The 15,899-nt window shown below is 60.9% G+C and carries 13 protein-coding genes; 2 read left to right on the forward strand and 11 right to left on the reverse strand.

All coding sequences use genetic code 11. The annotated features are described in order from the left end of the window. Window positions 1-118 precede the first annotated feature (118 nt). Window positions 119-1,789 carry a dihydroxy-acid dehydratase gene (gene ilvD, locus TRD_RS02940; RefSeq protein WP_012642040.1) on the forward strand — a complete coding sequence of 557 codons (1,671 nt, stop codon included), beginning with the start codon at window positions 119-121 and terminating at the stop codon, window positions 1,787-1,789. Window positions 1,790-1,841: 52 nt separating this feature from the next. Here the strand turns inward: ilvD and TRD_RS02945 are convergent, their stop codons facing one another. From TRD_RS02945 to nadD, 7 genes are all read right to left on the reverse strand, one after another. Further along, on the reverse strand, window positions 1,842-2,951 hold the full coding sequence (locus TRD_RS02945) for a 5-(carboxyamino)imidazole ribonucleotide synthase (protein WP_012642041.1): 1,110 nt from the start codon (window positions 2,949-2,951) through the stop codon (window positions 1,842-1,844). A gap of 11 nt (window positions 2,952-2,962) precedes the next feature. Next, entirely contained in the window at window positions 2,963-3,433 is a 471-nt protein-coding gene (gene purE, locus TRD_RS02950; protein WP_041436415.1) for a 5-(carboxyamino)imidazole ribonucleotide mutase, read from the reverse strand. Window positions 3,434-3,493: 60 nt separating this feature from the next. Beyond that, window positions 3,494-4,984: an NADP-dependent isocitrate dehydrogenase gene (locus tag TRD_RS02955; protein ID WP_012642043.1), complete on the reverse strand. Its 1,491-nt coding sequence runs from the start codon at window positions 4,982-4,984 to the stop codon at window positions 3,494-3,496. Between the two features lie 105 nt (window positions 4,985-5,089). After that, window positions 5,090-6,454 carry an NAD(P)/FAD-dependent oxidoreductase gene (locus TRD_RS02960; RefSeq protein ID WP_012642044.1) on the reverse strand — a complete coding sequence of 455 codons (1,365 nt, stop codon included), beginning with the start codon at window positions 6,452-6,454 and terminating at the stop codon, window positions 5,090-5,092. 10 nt (window positions 6,455-6,464) lie between these two features. Continuing rightward, window positions 6,465-7,388, reverse strand: coding sequence for a protein translocase subunit SecF (gene secF, locus TRD_RS02965; protein WP_012642045.1), 924 nt, complete (start codon window positions 7,386-7,388; stop codon window positions 6,465-6,467). 12 nt (window positions 7,389-7,400) lie between these two features. Beyond that, window positions 7,401-8,870: a protein translocase subunit SecD gene (gene secD / locus TRD_RS02970; protein WP_012642046.1), complete on the reverse strand. Its 1,470-nt coding sequence runs from the start codon at window positions 8,868-8,870 to the stop codon at window positions 7,401-7,403. Between the two features lie 43 nt (window positions 8,871-8,913). Beyond that, the gene (gene nadD / locus TRD_RS02975; RefSeq protein ID WP_012642047.1) at window positions 8,914-9,558 is read right to left on the reverse strand and encodes a nicotinate-nucleotide adenylyltransferase; all 645 of its coding nucleotides are present in this window, start codon (window positions 9,556-9,558) and stop codon (window positions 8,914-8,916) included. A gap of 77 nt (window positions 9,559-9,635) precedes the next feature. On the opposite strand from nadD, the gene TRD_RS02980 reads away from it, so the two are divergent. After that, window positions 9,636-10,526, forward strand: a complete 891-nt coding sequence (locus TRD_RS02980) for a hypothetical protein (RefSeq protein WP_041435937.1) — start codon at window positions 9,636-9,638, stop codon at window positions 10,524-10,526. On the opposite strand, the gene gyrA is transcribed toward TRD_RS02980, so the two are convergent. From gyrA to TRD_RS03000, 4 genes are all read right to left on the reverse strand, one after another. After that, window positions 10,434-12,929: a DNA gyrase subunit A gene (gene gyrA / locus TRD_RS02985; protein ID WP_143714610.1), complete on the reverse strand. Its 2,496-nt coding sequence runs from the start codon at window positions 12,927-12,929 to the stop codon at window positions 10,434-10,436. The genes TRD_RS02980 and gyrA overlap by 93 nt on opposite strands. 148 nt (window positions 12,930-13,077) lie before the next feature. Continuing rightward, the gene (locus tag TRD_RS02990) at window positions 13,078-14,025 is read right to left on the reverse strand and encodes a lysophospholipid acyltransferase family protein (RefSeq protein ID WP_012642049.1); all 948 of its coding nucleotides are present in this window, start codon (window positions 14,023-14,025) and stop codon (window positions 13,078-13,080) included. Next, the gene (locus TRD_RS02995) at window positions 14,022-14,693 is read right to left on the reverse strand and encodes a hypothetical protein (RefSeq protein ID WP_143714611.1); all 672 of its coding nucleotides are present in this window, start codon (window positions 14,691-14,693) and stop codon (window positions 14,022-14,024) included. Before TRD_RS02995 ends, TRD_RS02990 begins: the two co-directional genes overlap by 4 nt. Before the next feature lie 31 nt (window positions 14,694-14,724). Continuing rightward, window positions 14,725-15,840 (reverse strand): inositol-3-phosphate synthase, encoded by a 1,116-nt coding sequence (locus tag TRD_RS03000; RefSeq protein ID WP_012642051.1) that lies wholly within the window; start codon window positions 15,838-15,840, stop codon window positions 14,725-14,727. Between the last annotated feature and the right edge of the window lie 59 nt (window positions 15,841-15,899).

A 15,899-nucleotide genomic window follows, 5' to 3' on the forward strand; every position in this document is an offset into this window, starting at 1 on the left:
ATCACCCTCGCGCTGATGGTAGACATCATTGGCATTCCTGACAAACCGCTTCGCGAAACGCTCGCGGTACAATGCGGGCTGTAGTCGAGGGACTGATGGGAGAGGAGTCGAGAAAGCGATGCGCAGTGAGCGGATCACGCACGGGATCGATCGAGCACCGGCCCGCGCCATGCTGCGAGCAGTCGGTTTTCGCGACGAGGACTTCGACAAACCGATCGTCGCGATCGCCAATACGTGGACCGATGCGATGCCGTGTAATTACCACCTGCGGGAACTCGCCCAGCACTTGCGCGAGGGTATCCGCGAGGCTGGCGGTGTACCAGTCGAGTTCAACACGATCGCGGTGAACGATGCCATCTCGATGGGAACCGAAGCGATGAAGGCCTCGCTGATCAGTCGCGAGGTGATCGCTGACTCGATCGAACTCATGGCGTATGGGTACCAGTTCGATGCCCTGGTCGCTATCGTCTCCTGTGACAAGACGATTCCAGGAGGGGCGATGGGGGTGATTCGTGCTGGGGTTCCTGCCATGGTGTTGTACGGAGGCTCGATCGCTCCCGGGCACTGGCGTGATCGCGAACTCACGATCGTGGAGGTCTTTGAAGCGGTAGGGGCTTACGCGGCCGGAAAGATCACGCTGGAGGAGCTGCAGGAGATCGAGCGACGCGCGATCCCGGGACCGGGAGCCTGTGGTGGGCAATATACGGCGAACACGATGGCGATGGCACTCGAAGTGATGGGCTTGTCGCCGATGGGCTACAACGCGATACCAGCGATCGCGCCGGAGAAGGCTTCAGCAACCCGCGAGGCTGGCCGTCGCTTCATGGAGGTCGTCCGGGCGAACCGAACGCCGCGCGATTTCTTGACCAAGACCTCGCTGCGTAACGCGATCGCTGCAGTGGCTGCAACGGGCGGGTCGACCAACGCGGTTTTGCACCTCCTGGCGATCGCGCACGAGTTGGGTATTCCGCTGAGCATCGACGAGTTCGATGAGATCAGCCAGCGAACGCCGATCATCGCTGATCTCAAACCGTGGGGTAAATACGTGGCATGGAGCCTCTATAAGGCTGGCGGGACCAAGCTCGTGGTGAAGCGACTCCTCGAGGCTGGACTCGTCGATGGGGATGCTCGTTTGGTGACGGGTGAGACCCTGGCCGAGGCAGTCGCTGATGCTCAGGAGGCTCCTGGTCAGCCGGTCGTCTATCATCCGTCCGCTCCGTTGAAACCGCATGGTGGTCTGGTTATCCTGCGTGGATCGCTCGCTCCCGAGGGTGCTGTTCTGAAAGTCGCCGGCACAGAGCAGATGTACTTCCGCGGAACGGCTCGCGTCTTCGACGCCGAAGAGCAAGCGATGCAAGCGGTCCTCAACCAGCAGATCAAGCCAGGCGATGTGGTGGTCATTCGGTACGAGGGGCCCAAGGGTGGTCCGGGCATGCGGGAAATGCTGGGGATCACGGCAGCGATCGTGGGTGAGGGGCTCGGTCCGCATGTCGCGCTGGTCACCGATGGCCGGTTCTCAGGCGGTACCAAGGGACTCATGATCGGCCATGTAGCACCCGAAGCGCCGGTGGGTGGACCGATCGCCTTCGTCCAGGATGGTGACACCATCGTGATCGACGTGGAGAAGCGGCGGATCGATCTCGAGGTGTCAGAGACGGAACTCGCCGAACGGCGTTCGCGCTGGTCGCCGCCAGCACCACGGTTCACGAATGGGGTCTTCGCGCGCTACGCTGCGCTCGTTAGCTCTGCCTCGCAGGGTGCTGTCTTGCGGACACCTGCCTGGCAATGAGATCGTGAAACGAGTGGTGGGGCTGAGACTACACTCAGCCCCACCTGTTTTGCTAGATCGTGACGGGTTGAGGGAATTCAACGATCGAAAGGACGAGGCGAACCAGTTCATCCCGTTCTTCGGGGCTCTCGGCCCGGATCGTGACATGACCCAGTTTTCGACGCGGTCGCGGGGTTTTCCCGTAGAGGTGCACGTGCACATTGGGAATCGCGAGGAGCGACTCGATCGGTGGTAGGGAACCGAGCAGATTGATCATCGCCGCGTAGCCGCGCATCGCCGTCGAGCCGAGGGGCCATCCCAGGATAGCGCGCAGGTGCTGCTCGAACTGACTCGTTTCCGCTCCTTCGATCGTCCAGTGGCCACTGTTATGCACGCGAGGTGCCATTTCGTTGGCCAGGAGCGTCTCGCCGACGACGAAGAACTCGACGGCCAGGATGCCGACGTAAGACAGTTCTTCAAGGAGAGCTGCCACTGAGCGTTCGGCTTGCTCTTGTAGGGTGCGGTTCGCACGTGGGGCCGGTGCGCGTGAGAGCGCGAGAATGCCTTCGGTATGGCGATTTTCGACGAGTGGGTAGAACGCGATTTCACCGGTGCGTGAACGCGCCCCAAGGAGCGAGACTTCGTAGTCGAACGGTACGAACTCCTCGAGCAGGCAGGAGACACGACCCAGCTCTTCCCAGGCTCGCGGGAGTTCTGCAGGCTGGCGCACGCGTTTTTGCCCATGCCCGTCGTAACCGAAGCGTCGCGTCTTGAGAACAGCTGGAAACGGTACAGTTTCGATGGCCGGGCCGAAGTCCTCGGGCGACGAGATCGGCGCGTAACGAGGGACGGGAATACCACACGATTCGAACAGTTGCTTTTCTTCCAGCCGGTCTTGAGCACGGAACAGGGCCACTGGTGGCGGCAGAACCGGCAGCCGTGTCGCCAGGAATTCGGCCGTCGTGCCCGGGACGTTCTCGAATTCATACGTGACGTAGTCCAACCCGGTTGCAAACTGCTCGAGGGCAAGGCGGTCGTCGTAGGAGGCCACGAGCAGTTCGGCGACGTGACCGAGCGGGGCCTCGGGAGCTGGATCGAGACCGCGAAAGTGCAGACCGAGCGGATAACCGGCGAGCGCCAGCATTCGCCCGAGTTGCCCTCCGCCGAGAATGCCGATGCGCATCGGTCGCTCCTTCACGGTGCCTGTCGCGGGTCAGGGTTCTCCAGAACTGCGCGCGTTTGTTCGTCTCGGAAACGGCGAAGACGCTCGCGGATCTCGGGGTACTTCGTCCCGAGAATAGCTGCTGCCAGGAGCGCAGCATTGACTGCACCGGCGCGACCGATGGCGAGTGTGCCGACCGGTACTCCGGCAGGCATCTGGACAATCGAAAGCAGCGAATCGAGTCCGTGCAGCGTGTGGGTCTGCACCGGCACGCCGAGAACCGGTACGACAGTCTTGGCGGCGGTCATCCCGGGCAGATGGGCGGCGCCCCCAGCTCCGGCGATGATGACCTCGATCCCGCGTGCTTCGGCTGTCGCCGCATACTCGAACATGAGGTCCGGAGTCCGGTGCGCTGACACGACACGAACCTCGTACGGAATATTCAGGTGATCGAGCGTGCTGGCAGCGTGACTCATCGTCTCCCAGTCGGATCGTGAGCCCATGATGATGCCGACGAGCGGGCGCGAGGAAGCGTTTGTTACCTGCACAGTGCCGTACCTCTCTCAATCCTCGCCCTGGGCACGGGTGAAACCAGGCTCCCCATCGAACTCGTGCAGCAGCTGGACCCGGCTCCAACGATAGCGAGCGCTCAGTCGTTCGAGCAGGGCAGTGACCGTTGCTGTGGAGACCTCCCCGTCGTGGCTCAGGAATCGGCAGCGCCAGTGATCGACGTAATCGATGGTGGTGCCGACGTCAGGATAGACCTGAAGGCCACGACTCGAAATGAGGTGAAGCCGTAGCGGGAGATCGTCGATCAGGCGCTCGAGATTAGGCCCCAAGATCTGGGGTGGTTCGGTTCCCTCGACGATGAGGTCGACGCCCACCACACGGCGTCGACTGGGACGAACTGGATCGAGTTCCGGGCGCTGTGCAGGAATACGAATCGGCTGGTAAGGACGTGTCTTCCACGTTGCGGAACGACGGCCGAGATTGGCGATGATCGCATCGGTGAAGGCCGTCGTCGAAACGGCTCGCTCGTCGCCGACGACATCGCGGGTGAGCGCTTTCCCTTCTTCGAGCGTGACGATGAGGGCTTGCTCGATCGTCTCCGCTGTCTCGAACTCGTCGATGTAGCGCAACATCATCACCGCAGTGAGGATCATGGCGGTAGGATTGATGACGTTCTTCCCAGCATATTTCGGTGCTGTGCCGTGCACAGGTTCGAAAATGGCTACCTCGTGGCCGTAATTTCCTGAGGCGGCGAAGCCGAGCCCGCCGACCAGACCCGAGGCGAGATCGGAGATGATATCACCATTCAGATTGGTCGTGACGATGACCTCGAACTGCTCAGGAGCTTTGACGAGTTGGTGTGCACAGTTATCGATGATGAGGTGGTTGGCTTCGATGTCCGGGTACTCGGAAGCGATTTCCTCGAAAATGTGCTGAAACCATCCTTCGGTCAGTTTCAAAATATTGGACTTGGTCGCGCAGGTAACCTTCTTCCTGCCTTCTGCGCGGGCGAGTTCGAAGGCAAAGCGGATGATCTTTTCGCTCCCTTTATAGGATATCAGCTTATGGGCGATGGTCACTCCAGGAGTTTCGCGATATTCGATAGCAGCGTAGAGATCTTCGATATTCTCGCGAACGACGACGAGATCGATGTTACGTCCGCGGTAGGGTGTGGGAACCGAGGGGAGTTCGCGCACCGGGCGGACATTCGCGAATGCCTCGAAGAGCTTGCGCAACGTCACATTGGCACTCTTCTCGCCATAGCCGACCGGTGTTTCCAGTGGTCCCTTCAGGACCACCCGGGTGCGCTTGATCGACTCGATCGTGTCGTCGGGTACACCGCTCGCGATCCCTTCTCGGAAGACGCTCGCACCGGCCCGGCGGACTTCCCACTCGATCGGTGCACCAACCGCCTCGATGAGTCGGCAAGCACTCTCCACGATCTCCGGTCCGATGCCGTCGCCAGGTATCAAGGTCACGAGTTTTTTCCCATTCGGGGTCACGACGTACTTCATCGTTGCACCGCTTCCTCCTGACTGCTCCATCGCTGGCGGTCTGCCCAGCCCGAACGGGCACCATACTCGAGAAACCGGCCCGTTGTCAACCGCTGGTTTATCGCTCCCACGGCTGGAGGTTATTGCGATTCTCGTCTAGCGATCGGAGGAACCGCTGACTCTGGTGGATGGTGCGATCCGGCCCTGACGCAGGTCATCCGCGATCATTGCAGCGACGACGTTGCCGAGGCGCACGCTGTAGTTGGTGCCACGATCCTCCGGATAGATCTGCGCGGTATTGGCGACGTAGACGCCGGGTAGCGGTGTCCGATGCTCCGGGATCTGTTCACTGTAGCGCAAGGTCACGATCGGCTGGGCAGCGTGCTCTCGAAAAACCCAGTAGTCCTCGATCCACTCGGGTGAGAACGATGGATTCACTTTCGGCAAGTGGTGCAGTGCAGCCGCGAGAACCTCCTCATCCCGCAGTGCGAGATAAGGATGACTCTGCTCGACGTATTTGCTCACGTAGATGAGATGACGTCCTTGGTAATAGGACGGTGGTATCAAGTTCGTGTGTTCGATGATGCCGGTATACGGGAGATCGGGATCGCCGATATTCAGCCAGTAGATATCGCTGAGTCGGTGGCGCGACTGGAGGAGGAGAGTGACGGCTGCTTGGTACGTGGTACCGAGCAGCTTGTGCCGGTAGGTCTCAGGAAGTTGCGGAAAGAGTTTGGCGACGAGCGGACTGGGGACGGTGGCCACGATGACATCGACCAGCGTGGTCGCGCCACTCGAATCGCGCACGAGCCAGCTGTTCTCATGCCGTACGATCGCCTCGACCCCGACTCCCGAGTGGATCGCTCCGCCAGCTTCCTGGATCGCTGCGGCGAGACTATCGATCAGGACATTGAAACTGCCGAGAATGTAGCCGAGCCGCTCGCGCTCGAAAAGCGATCGCCGAGACTGCGTTCGAAGATAGATTTTGTTCCAGAACCAGGCCATGGCGACGTCCCCGGCGCGCGGACCGAATTTGGCGTGGAGCTGAGCGCCCCAGACACGCTCGAAAGCGCGGTGTCCGACCCAGCGGCGTAGCCACTGTTCCGCGGTCACGTACTCGAAGCGTTGCCAATCGCGGACATGCTGGAGGTAGAAAGTCACGAGGCCGATACGCAGGCGATCGGGCAGTGGAACGACCCCGAGTCGCAGAACATCGAGCGCACTCGAGAGCGGATAGATGCGTCCGCGGGCGAAGAAGCCGACCCGAGAGGGTAGCCAAACGAGCCGATCAGCCAAACCGAGTTCTTCGAGCAAACGGACGATATCCCGGTCGCTCAGGAAGAGGTGATGATAGAAGTATTCCAGCGCTGTCCCGAGTAAGGGGAAAGCGGCCGCTTGTCCACCGAGCTGCCGCTGTCGTTCCCAGAGAACGATCCGGTGTCCCTGGCGCGCGAGACGGTAGGCTGCGGTCAAGCCTGCGATACCGCCACCGATGATCCCGATGCGAAGCGCAGTCGGCATGCAGTGTCCCTCAGGCAGGAGCGTGTTGGCGACGCAAGCGAGCGAACAATCGATGGAGTTCCCGGTTTTCCCAGACGACGACGATTTGACTGGCATTGAAAATGGATGAGTACGTTCCGCTGACGATACCGATCAGCAAGGCGAGCACGAATGTCCGGATCGTTTCGCCTCCGAGCAGATAGAGCGCGAGCAGCGTCAGCACGACCGTGAGCGAGGTGTTGATCGAGCGGACGAGTGTCTGCACCAGGCTGTAGTTCACGATCTGCTCGAAAGTCGGAGCTGCCCGACGGGCGAGATTTTCGCGGATCCGGTCGAAGACGACGATCGTATCGTGAACCGAAAAGCCGATCACCGTGAGTAAGGCTGTGACGAACAAAGCATCGACTTCGACGCCGCGCAACCAGCCGAGAATGGAGAAGACGCCGAGCACGACAGCCACATCGTGCAGCATCGCGATGATGGCAGCGATTCCGTAGAGGAAAGGATTGTTGGTGTTCCGGAAAGCCCAGGCTATGTAGAGCAAGATACCGACCGTCGTCAGCGCAACGGCGGTGATTGCGCGGTTCCGGATCGCTGTACCTAGAGTCGGTCCGACCGATTCCAGACGAAGCTCTGTGATGTCGCCGAACGAGGCGCGGAGAGCCTGAGTCAGCTTCTCCTTTTCCGGGGAACCCTCTTTGAGTTCTCGCATACGGATCAAAACGACATTGTTATCGGCTGTCTGAACGATCGCGTCATCGATGCCGTTTTGGGCGAGAACCTGTCGCACATCACCGGGCTGGACGGGCCGACTCAGCTGAATTTCCCAGAGTGTTCCGCCGGTGAAATCGATGCTCAAGCGCAGACCGTGCACGGCGAGCGAGACGAGGCCGGGAATGATGACGATCAACGAGAGGAGAAACCAGTAGTACCGCTTACCGACCAGATCGAGCATCGAGGTTTCCTCTCAGTCACCGCGTGCTGGTGCCATCGCGACCTGTGACGGCGAAATCCCGAACCAGCGGACATCGCGGAACAGATGGCGCGTCAACAAGAGGCGCAGGAGCGTACGAGTCACGACGATCGCTGTGAACATGCTGACCGCAACACCGATAAAGAGGGTCAGGGCGAACCCTTGAATGATCGTGGCACCGACGTACCGTCCGAACCAGAACAAGATCATGCAGGAGATCATCGTGGAAATGTTGGAGTCCCGAATGGAGGGCCAAGCGTGATTGAAACCCTCCTCGATGGCGCGGGCGATTGGGCGGCCGAGGCGGAGCTCTTCGCGGATACGTGCGAAGATCAGCACGTTCGCGTCCACGGCCATACCGATGGACAAGATGAACCCTGCAATGCCCGGAAGTGTCAGAACCACCGGAATCAATTTGAAGAGTGCAAAAACGTAGGCCGTATACAAGAGTAGTGCGATGACGGAAATGAATCCTGGTAGTCGGTAGTACAAGATCATGAAGAGTGCCACCAAGCCGAGCCCGACGATCCCAGCAACGATGCTCTTGCGGATCGAGTCTTGGCCGAGTGTCGGGCCGACAGTTCGGCTCTGGACGACTTCGAGCGGCACAGCGAGGGCACCGGACTTCAGCTGGAGTGCCAGATCGCGGACCTCTTGCGCCGTCAGACCCTGGATGATGCCGCGATCGCGGATCGCATCTCTGATGGTCGCTGTGTTGATGACCTGTTTGTCGACGACGATCGACATGGGCTGGCCGATATGCGTGCTCGTGTACTGATAGAAACGGTCAGCTGCTTCAGGTTTCAACTCGAAGCCGACGACGAGGTTACCGAACTGATCGGTAGTCGGATAGGCGTCTTTCAGATCAGCACCGGTGACGATGGTCTCGTAAACCGTACCGGTTGGCGTCGGTGTCGCTGCTGGAGTCGGGGTGGCTCCGGGCGTTGCGGCAGCTGTCTCGCTCGCAGCCGCAGGCTCAGTCGCTGACGCTGGTGTACTCGCGCTCGCTGTCGGGGTCGGCGCGACATCGCTAGCTGGGCCAAGTGTGGTGTTCACGATCGTGCCAACCGGTAAGAATTCGCCTTTCGTATCGATGATTTCCAGCAGAGCAGTCCGTTGCAGGACGCGCACCGCACGCTCCGGATCTTGGAAGCCAGGGAGTTCCACGAGGATCTGATCGGTCCCGCGCGTCTGAATGACTGGTTCACTGACCCCCAGCCCATTGACGCGGCGTTCGATCGTGTCTCGCGTTCCCTGCAGCACGTCCTGCGTCACCGTGACACCAGCCGGTGGGCGTGCCTGCAGGACGAGCTGGACGCCGCCTTGGAGATCCAGCCCGAGCCGAACCGTGATCGAGCGCTTCCACCCGAACGGGTCGAGTTGCTGCCCGGGGAGATCGACCCAGATTGCTGCCAGGCTGAGAAGAACGATGACGATCAACGTTTGCCACGGACGGATACGCATGCGTTCCTCGCTTCCGCTCGCGTGGTGTACCACGCCGCGGGGATTATACTCCCGAGGTTCGCGGCGTCATCGTTGGCATCATCGCTTCGACCGTCCGGTAGAGTCCATGCCGAGCGATGTATTCCTCGACGACGAGCGGAACCTGATAGCGGATCGTTCGTCCTTCAGCGACACGCCGCCGTATGTCGCTGGCTGCGATCTGGATGAGCGGTACAGGGACGAGTATGACCCGATCGCGTGCTGCCGGTACGCGAGCAAATATGGTCTGGAGATCAACCTCGATCCCAGGGCGCAGAGCGACCCCGAGAAGTGCCAGCTCAGCGATGCGATTCGGCTCGTGCCAGGTCGGAAGATCATGGAGCGAGTCTTCACCCATCAGAAAAACAAGTTCCGCATCGGAATACTCTCGGCGCAGCAGGGTGAGGCTGTCGACAGTATAGCAGGGACCGGGGCGGCGAACATCGACGTAGGAGATCGCGAAATGCGGGTTCCCCTGCAGAGCGAGTTGGAGCATCGCGAGCCGGTGAGCGATCGGGGTGATGGGCCGCCCGATCTTGTGTGGTGGCTGCCCGGCTGGCAAGAAGAGGACACGGGAGAGCTGGAGTTCCTCCTTGAGCACCTCAGCGACGATCAGGTGCCCATGATGGATAGGGTCGAACGTTCCGCCGAAGATCCCGAGCCGTGACACCCGTCGCTCCTCCTCGACCGCTTCGTCTACAGTCGTGGGCAATCGTACACTCTGCGTTCGGACCGAGGAGCGGACGGATGGATTATCCAACTGAGAGTCCAGACGGAGCCGAAACGAGATGGGAGCCGCCACGACTCTCGGCGGTGGGACAGCGACCAATTCGGCAGGGGTGGGTTCCTCCGGGACTGCGTCTCGATATTGGCTGGCTGATCGCGTTACGCGTGGTGGCGACGCTCGCTGCCATGCTGGCCGTGACACAACCTAACCGAACGACCGCGCTCCTCGTGCTGGCTGTGCTGGCCGGTGCCACCGGGCTGGTCGCCTCGCCGCTGTTCCGCCTGCCGTTGCGTCTCCGGACAGCAAGCCTGATCGAGACTCTCGCGCTCGGCTTGGCGCTGCCCCTCGCCGTCGTGCAGGCTTGGGTGCTCCTCCCGACGGAAGTCTCTGCTGGACAATCGCTCCTGTTGGCGACAGAGATCGGTTTCGCGCTCGTCCTCGTGATGATCGCGGCGGCGATCCTCGTCGAGCGCAGAAGGGCACTGTGGAGCCCGCTGGCTCGGGTGCTGGCGTTGTGGCTCGTCCTGGCCGGGCCGACCGGTATCCTGCCAGGGGCACGCGATGCGACGACTCCCGCGTTGGCGGTCGCAGTCAGTATCGCGTGCTTGGCTGGAGCACTCGTAACGCTCGTGGCGCGCATGGTGCCGGCACGAGCTGCCTCCTGGGTCGTCATCAGCGGAACTGTCGTCTATCTCGGCCTTTTGGGGACGAATGGAACACTCGAACGGCTGCTGCAGAATCAGCCGCTCGGTGTCCTCTTGTGGAGTGGCCAGGCGCTGATCGCGGTGGCGCTCTTCTTCCCGCAGGTTCGTCGCTGGCTAGTTCGCTCCCTCAACACCGTCACCGCTGAGTACCTCCTGGGTCGATCGCGACGGGGCGAGGGCTTCGCCCCAGAGACCGACCGCGACTGAAGCAACCTCGTCCCCTTCCTGGAGTCGCATAACGCTCACACCTTGCGTGTGCCGACCTTGGCGTGGGATTTGTGCAACCGGCACGAGGATCATGCGTCCGCGCCGACTGACCAGAACAACGGTGTCTTCCTCACGCGCGACCGTCGCGGCAGCGACGTGGCCGGTGCGCGGCGTGACCTTCATGGCGATGACACCGGATCCACCGCGTCCTTGGGTTCGGAATTCGTCGAGAGAAGTGCGCTTACCGTAGCCGTACTGGGAGACCAGCAAAAGGTCGCCTTCTGGGCGAACGACTTCTGCCGCGATGACGGCGTCTCCCTCGTCCAAACGAACACCGATCACTCCGCCAGCCTGGCGGCCCATCGGTCGCACGTCGTCCTCTGGGAAGCGGATCGCCTGGCCATGAGCGGTGACCAGAATGACCTCGTCCGAGCCGCTCGTGGGGCGTACCCAGGCCAGTTCGTCTCCCGCGTCCAACGACATGGCGATGAGGCCGCTCGCGCGAACGTTGGAGAACTCCTCGAGCCGCACACGCTTCACCCGGCCTTGACGCGTGCAGAAGAACAGAAACGTGGCTGTCGAGAAGTCCCGTACGGGAAGGAGTGTCGTGACTTCTTCACCTGGCTGAAGATTGAGGAAGTTGACGATCGGGAGCCCCCGCGCGTTGCGCCCCACATCGGGAAGTTCGTAGGTTGGCAGCTGGAAGACGCGACCACGGTTGGTGAAAAAGAGGAGCGAATCATGCGTACTAGCGAGCACGATGTGCTGGATCGAGTCTTCGTCCCGGACGGCCATTCCATTCACGCCCCGGCCACCACGATGTTGGACACGGAAATGTCCGTTCGTGCTCCGCTTCACATAACCTCGCGAGGTCAGCGTCACGATGACATCGACACGCGGAACCAAGTCTTCGTCGCTGATCTCGCTACTGGCTTCCTGAATCTGAGTTCGCCGGGGATCGCCGTATCGTTCCTTGAGCTCGAGGAGCTCTTTCCGCACGACGGCCAAGATCTTCGCCGCGTCGGCGAGAAGCGCACGCAGTTCGGCGATCCGCGCGAGAAGTTCCCGATACTCGTCCTCGATCTTCTGTCGCTCGAGCGCTGCCAGGCGACGCAGTTGCATATCGAGGATGGCATTCGCCTGGATTTCGGTCAAGTTGAAGCGTGCCATCAACTGCTGTCGGGCATCCTCAGCCGAGCGGGCGTTCCGGATCGTGCTGATGACCTCGTCGAGGTGATCCAGTGCGATCTTGAGACCTTCCAAGACGTGTGCTCGCCGCTCGGCTTGACGAAGGTCGAACTCGGTACGCCGCCGGATCACCTGTTGGCGATGTTCCAAGTACAGCTGAAGCAGACGCTTGAGGGTCAGGACACGCGGTAAAACTCCATCAACCAGTGCGAGCATGTTGACGCCGAACGTGGTTTGCAGTTGCGTATGCTTGAACAGATTGTTGAGCACAGTCTTGGGTTGTGCGTCACGCTTGAGTTCGATGACGATGCGCATACCGTCGCGGTCGGATTCATCGCGCAGATCATGAATTCCCTCCAGGCGCCCGCTCTTGACGAGTTCCGCAATGCGCTCGATGAGCGCAGCCTTGTTCACCTGATAGGGTAGCTCGGTCACGATGATGCTGGTCCGACCCCGCCCAGTCTCCTCGATGTGAGCGCGTGCTCGGACGACGATGCGTCCGCGACCGGTGGCGTAGGCGGCCAGAATTCCTTCTCGCCCCAGAATGATTCCTCCAGTCGGAAAGTCCGGACCGGGCAATCGTTCGACCAGTTCCTCGACGGTCGCTTCAGGGTTATCGATGAGGTAGACCAGTGCATCGACGACCTCGCCGAGATTGTGTGGGGGAATGTTGGTGGCCATACCGACCGCGATGCCGCTTGCCCCGTTGACGAGAAGGTTCGGTAGACGGGCTGGGAGGACCGAGGGTTCGCGCGTGCTATCGTCATAGTTGGGAACGAAGTCGACCGTTTGCTTGTCGATGTCCGCGAGCAGTTCTTCAGCGATCGGAGCGAGGCGCGCCTCAGTGTAGCGCATCGCGGCGGCACTATCGCCGTCGACGGAGCCGAAATTACCCTGCCCGTCGATCAAGGGGTACCGCATGGTGAATGGCTGGACCATGCGAACCAGGGCGTCGTAGACCGCACTGTCCCCGTGGGGGTGATACGACTTCAGGACCTCACCGACGATACCGGCGCTCTTACGGTACTTGGCATTTGGGCGCAGGCCCATTTCGTACATGCCGTACAAGATGCGCCGCTGGACTGGTTTGAGGCCGTCGCGCACGTCTGGCAACGCTCGTTGCACGATCACGCTCATCGCGTAATCGAGATACGAGCGCTTCATCTCCTCTTCGATGCTGATGACACGGACGCGTCCGATTTGTTGCTCGCTCATCGCTCCGCCATCCATCGCTGACCCACCCGCTGGATTTTACCAAAGTCGTAACCCTACTTCCTGATAGGTCCAGGCGTCCGCCCGCGCTGAGCATTTGACTGTGAGAAACGAGTGTAGATGCTCACTCGTTGTGCGAACGTCAGGTCGGCTAGTCGCTGGTGGCCTGGAGGGTTGTGCCTCCGGGAGCGCTCGCCGGCACAGTCCCGAGTGCCTCAGCGAGTGGAGTCCGTGGGGACGCGTCCGCCCACACCGGCTGGAGCACGGCCCACTGGCCGGGGTCAGTGCGGATCATCCGCTCCAGCGCGCGGGCGACCAGCTCGAGGTTGGCCAGCAGGTCGTGTTCCTGATCATCCGTGTGGACGAGATCCAATGGTCGGTCGACGACGACCAACGATCGGCGAGGGGAGAGGCGAATCGTGTAGGCGGGTAGAAGCGTGGCTCCGGTGCGTCGCGCGAGCATGATGGGACCGATCGGTAACCGGGCTGGTGCATCGAAGAAGCGAACGAGACGACTGTGCCCCGTCACGTCGCGGTCGCCCGCGACGAGGAGAATCCCGTTCCGACGCAGTAGCCGAAGGATCGCTGGCACAGCTTCCGGTCCGGATGGCAGTACGCGAACGCCTGTGGCGCTTCGTAAGCGGCAGAGATAGGCGAAGAGTGAGGGTGGCTGCACGCGCTCGACGACGATCGCGGCTTCCAGGCCGAGTTCGGCCGGATACTGAGCAACGACGTTGAAATTACCGAGATGAGCTGAGAGGACGATCACGCCCTGCTGTCGAGCCAGCGCTGCTTCGACGTGGTTCCAACCGCGCACCTCGATGAGTTCTCGCAAGCGGTGACGATCCACCGTGCGGATACGGACGAGATCGTAGTAGTTCATCACTGCCGTGATGAAGACTCGCGCGGCTTGGTGCGTTCGCCAGAGACGAGAGCAGCGAGGGCAAACGTGGCGAAGGTTATCCAAGACCGCACGTCGTGCGCGAGGGTGGAAGAGGAAGACAGCGATGCCGATGACACGACAAAGCCAATAGCCGAGTCGTGCTGGAACGATGAGCGTGAGAAGTGCGCCGATACGAAGTGCCCAAAGCAAACTCATCGTTCCCCCTGCAGCTCGGGTAGCGCTTTCTCAGCGGGTACGGGCCACCACGGTCGCCAGCACCACCATTGATCGGTGTAGTCGCGGATGACGCGCTCGAGCGTGCGGACGAGATCGCGGTCGAAAGTTGCCGCTGACAAGCGCGACAAGTCGAGCAACATCGAGCGCCAACCCGGGCGGAAGACGAGTAGAGCGAACCACGCGGGGATTTCGGACGACGCTGGGAGAGCCACCGTCGTTTCAGCGCGAAAGAGCGTGCAAGAGTACGACCGTGCCTCAGCTGACCAGCGATCGACCGACCAGAGGGTTTTTGCCGGGTATGTCGATGGGAGGAGCAGGTGCAGGGCACGATGCAATAACGAGGAAGCGCCGAGATCGATGGTCAGGACAAAGGGGGATGCGTCGCGCTGGAAGTCCCAAAGCACGCGCTCATCGCGAATCACGATAGTCGGAAGAAAACGTTCATCGGTCCAGGTTTCGATCCGACGGGTGGCCCGGGTAGCCGCACGAGCGTTGACGAGGAGTTGCTTGGCGAACCGTCCGACTGTTGCGCTGGAAGAGGACTCGTGAAGGACGTAAGACAAATTGATGCGCAGGATAGAGAGCCGCCGATCTTTCTCGGTATCGTCGCTCAGCAGAGACACAGAGGGGTGGTGTGAACCAGCCACCACCCCCAAGTTTCCCAAGACAAAGCCGGAGTCACGCATTCTCCGTTGTTGCGAGGCGCTCGCGCTGGGCGACCGTCTCGCGGATGAACGCTTCCACCATCTCGCGCGCTTCCTCGTCGCGATACTGGACTGGTGGCGACTTCATGAAGTAGGCGCTGGGGCCGATCAGTGCGCCGCTGATACCTGCGTCGAGGGCCAACTTGGCACAGCGAATTGCGTCGATGACCACACCAGCAGAGTTGGGAGAGTCCCAGACTTCCAACTTCAGTTCGAGGTTGATCGGCACGTCGCCGAAGGTCGTGCCTTCGATACGAATGTGGCACCACTTGCGATCCTTCAACCAAGGGATGTAGTCGCTCGGACCGACGTGCACGTTCTCCTCGGGAATCGGATAGTCCAGAATACTCGTCACCGCGTTGGTCTTGGAAATCTTCTTCGACTCGAGTCGCTCCCGCTCCAGCATGTTCAGGAAGTCGGTATTCCCACCGAAGTTGATCTGGTACATGCGATCGATGCGCACGCCGCGATCGGCGAACAAGCGAGCCAAAACGCGGTGCACGATCGTTGCGCCGACCTGGCTCTTGATATCGTCACCGATAACCGGGAGGCCGCGCTCGCGGAAGCGCCGCTGCCAATAGTCCTCCCGGGCGATGAAAACGGGAATACAGTTGACGAAGGCACAACCAGCATCGAGCACCTGCTCGACGTACCACTTGGTGGCCATCTCGCTTCCAACAGGAAGGAAGTTCACGACGACATCCGTTTTCGTGTCCTTGAGGATGCCCACGATATCAGCAGTCGGTCCGGGAGCCTTGGTGATGATCTGAGAGAGATACTTGCCCAATCCATCGTGGGTCATGCCCCGATAGACCGGGGCGCCCAAGTACGGAACATCGGTGAACTTGTACGTGTTATTGGGTGGAGCGAAGATCGCTTCGGACAGATCCTTGCCGACCTTGTTGGCGTCGATGTCGAAAGCAGCGGTGAATTCGATATCGCCGACGTGATAGCCGCCCAGTTCGACGTGCATGAGACCAGGCACGAACTGATTCGGATCAGCATTCCGGTAGTAGTGCACACCTTGCACCAAGGACGAGGCGCAGTTGCCGACTCCGATGATCGCGACGCGGATCTTTCGCTCTCCCACGATTGACCGTATTCCTCTCCTGCAATCGGCGATCCCCACGCAAAGACGGGAGCTCAGTG

Source organism: Thermomicrobium roseum DSM 5159 (assembly GCF_000021685.1).
Taxonomy (GTDB): Bacteria; Chloroflexota; Chloroflexia; order Thermomicrobiales; family Thermomicrobiaceae; genus Thermomicrobium; species Thermomicrobium roseum.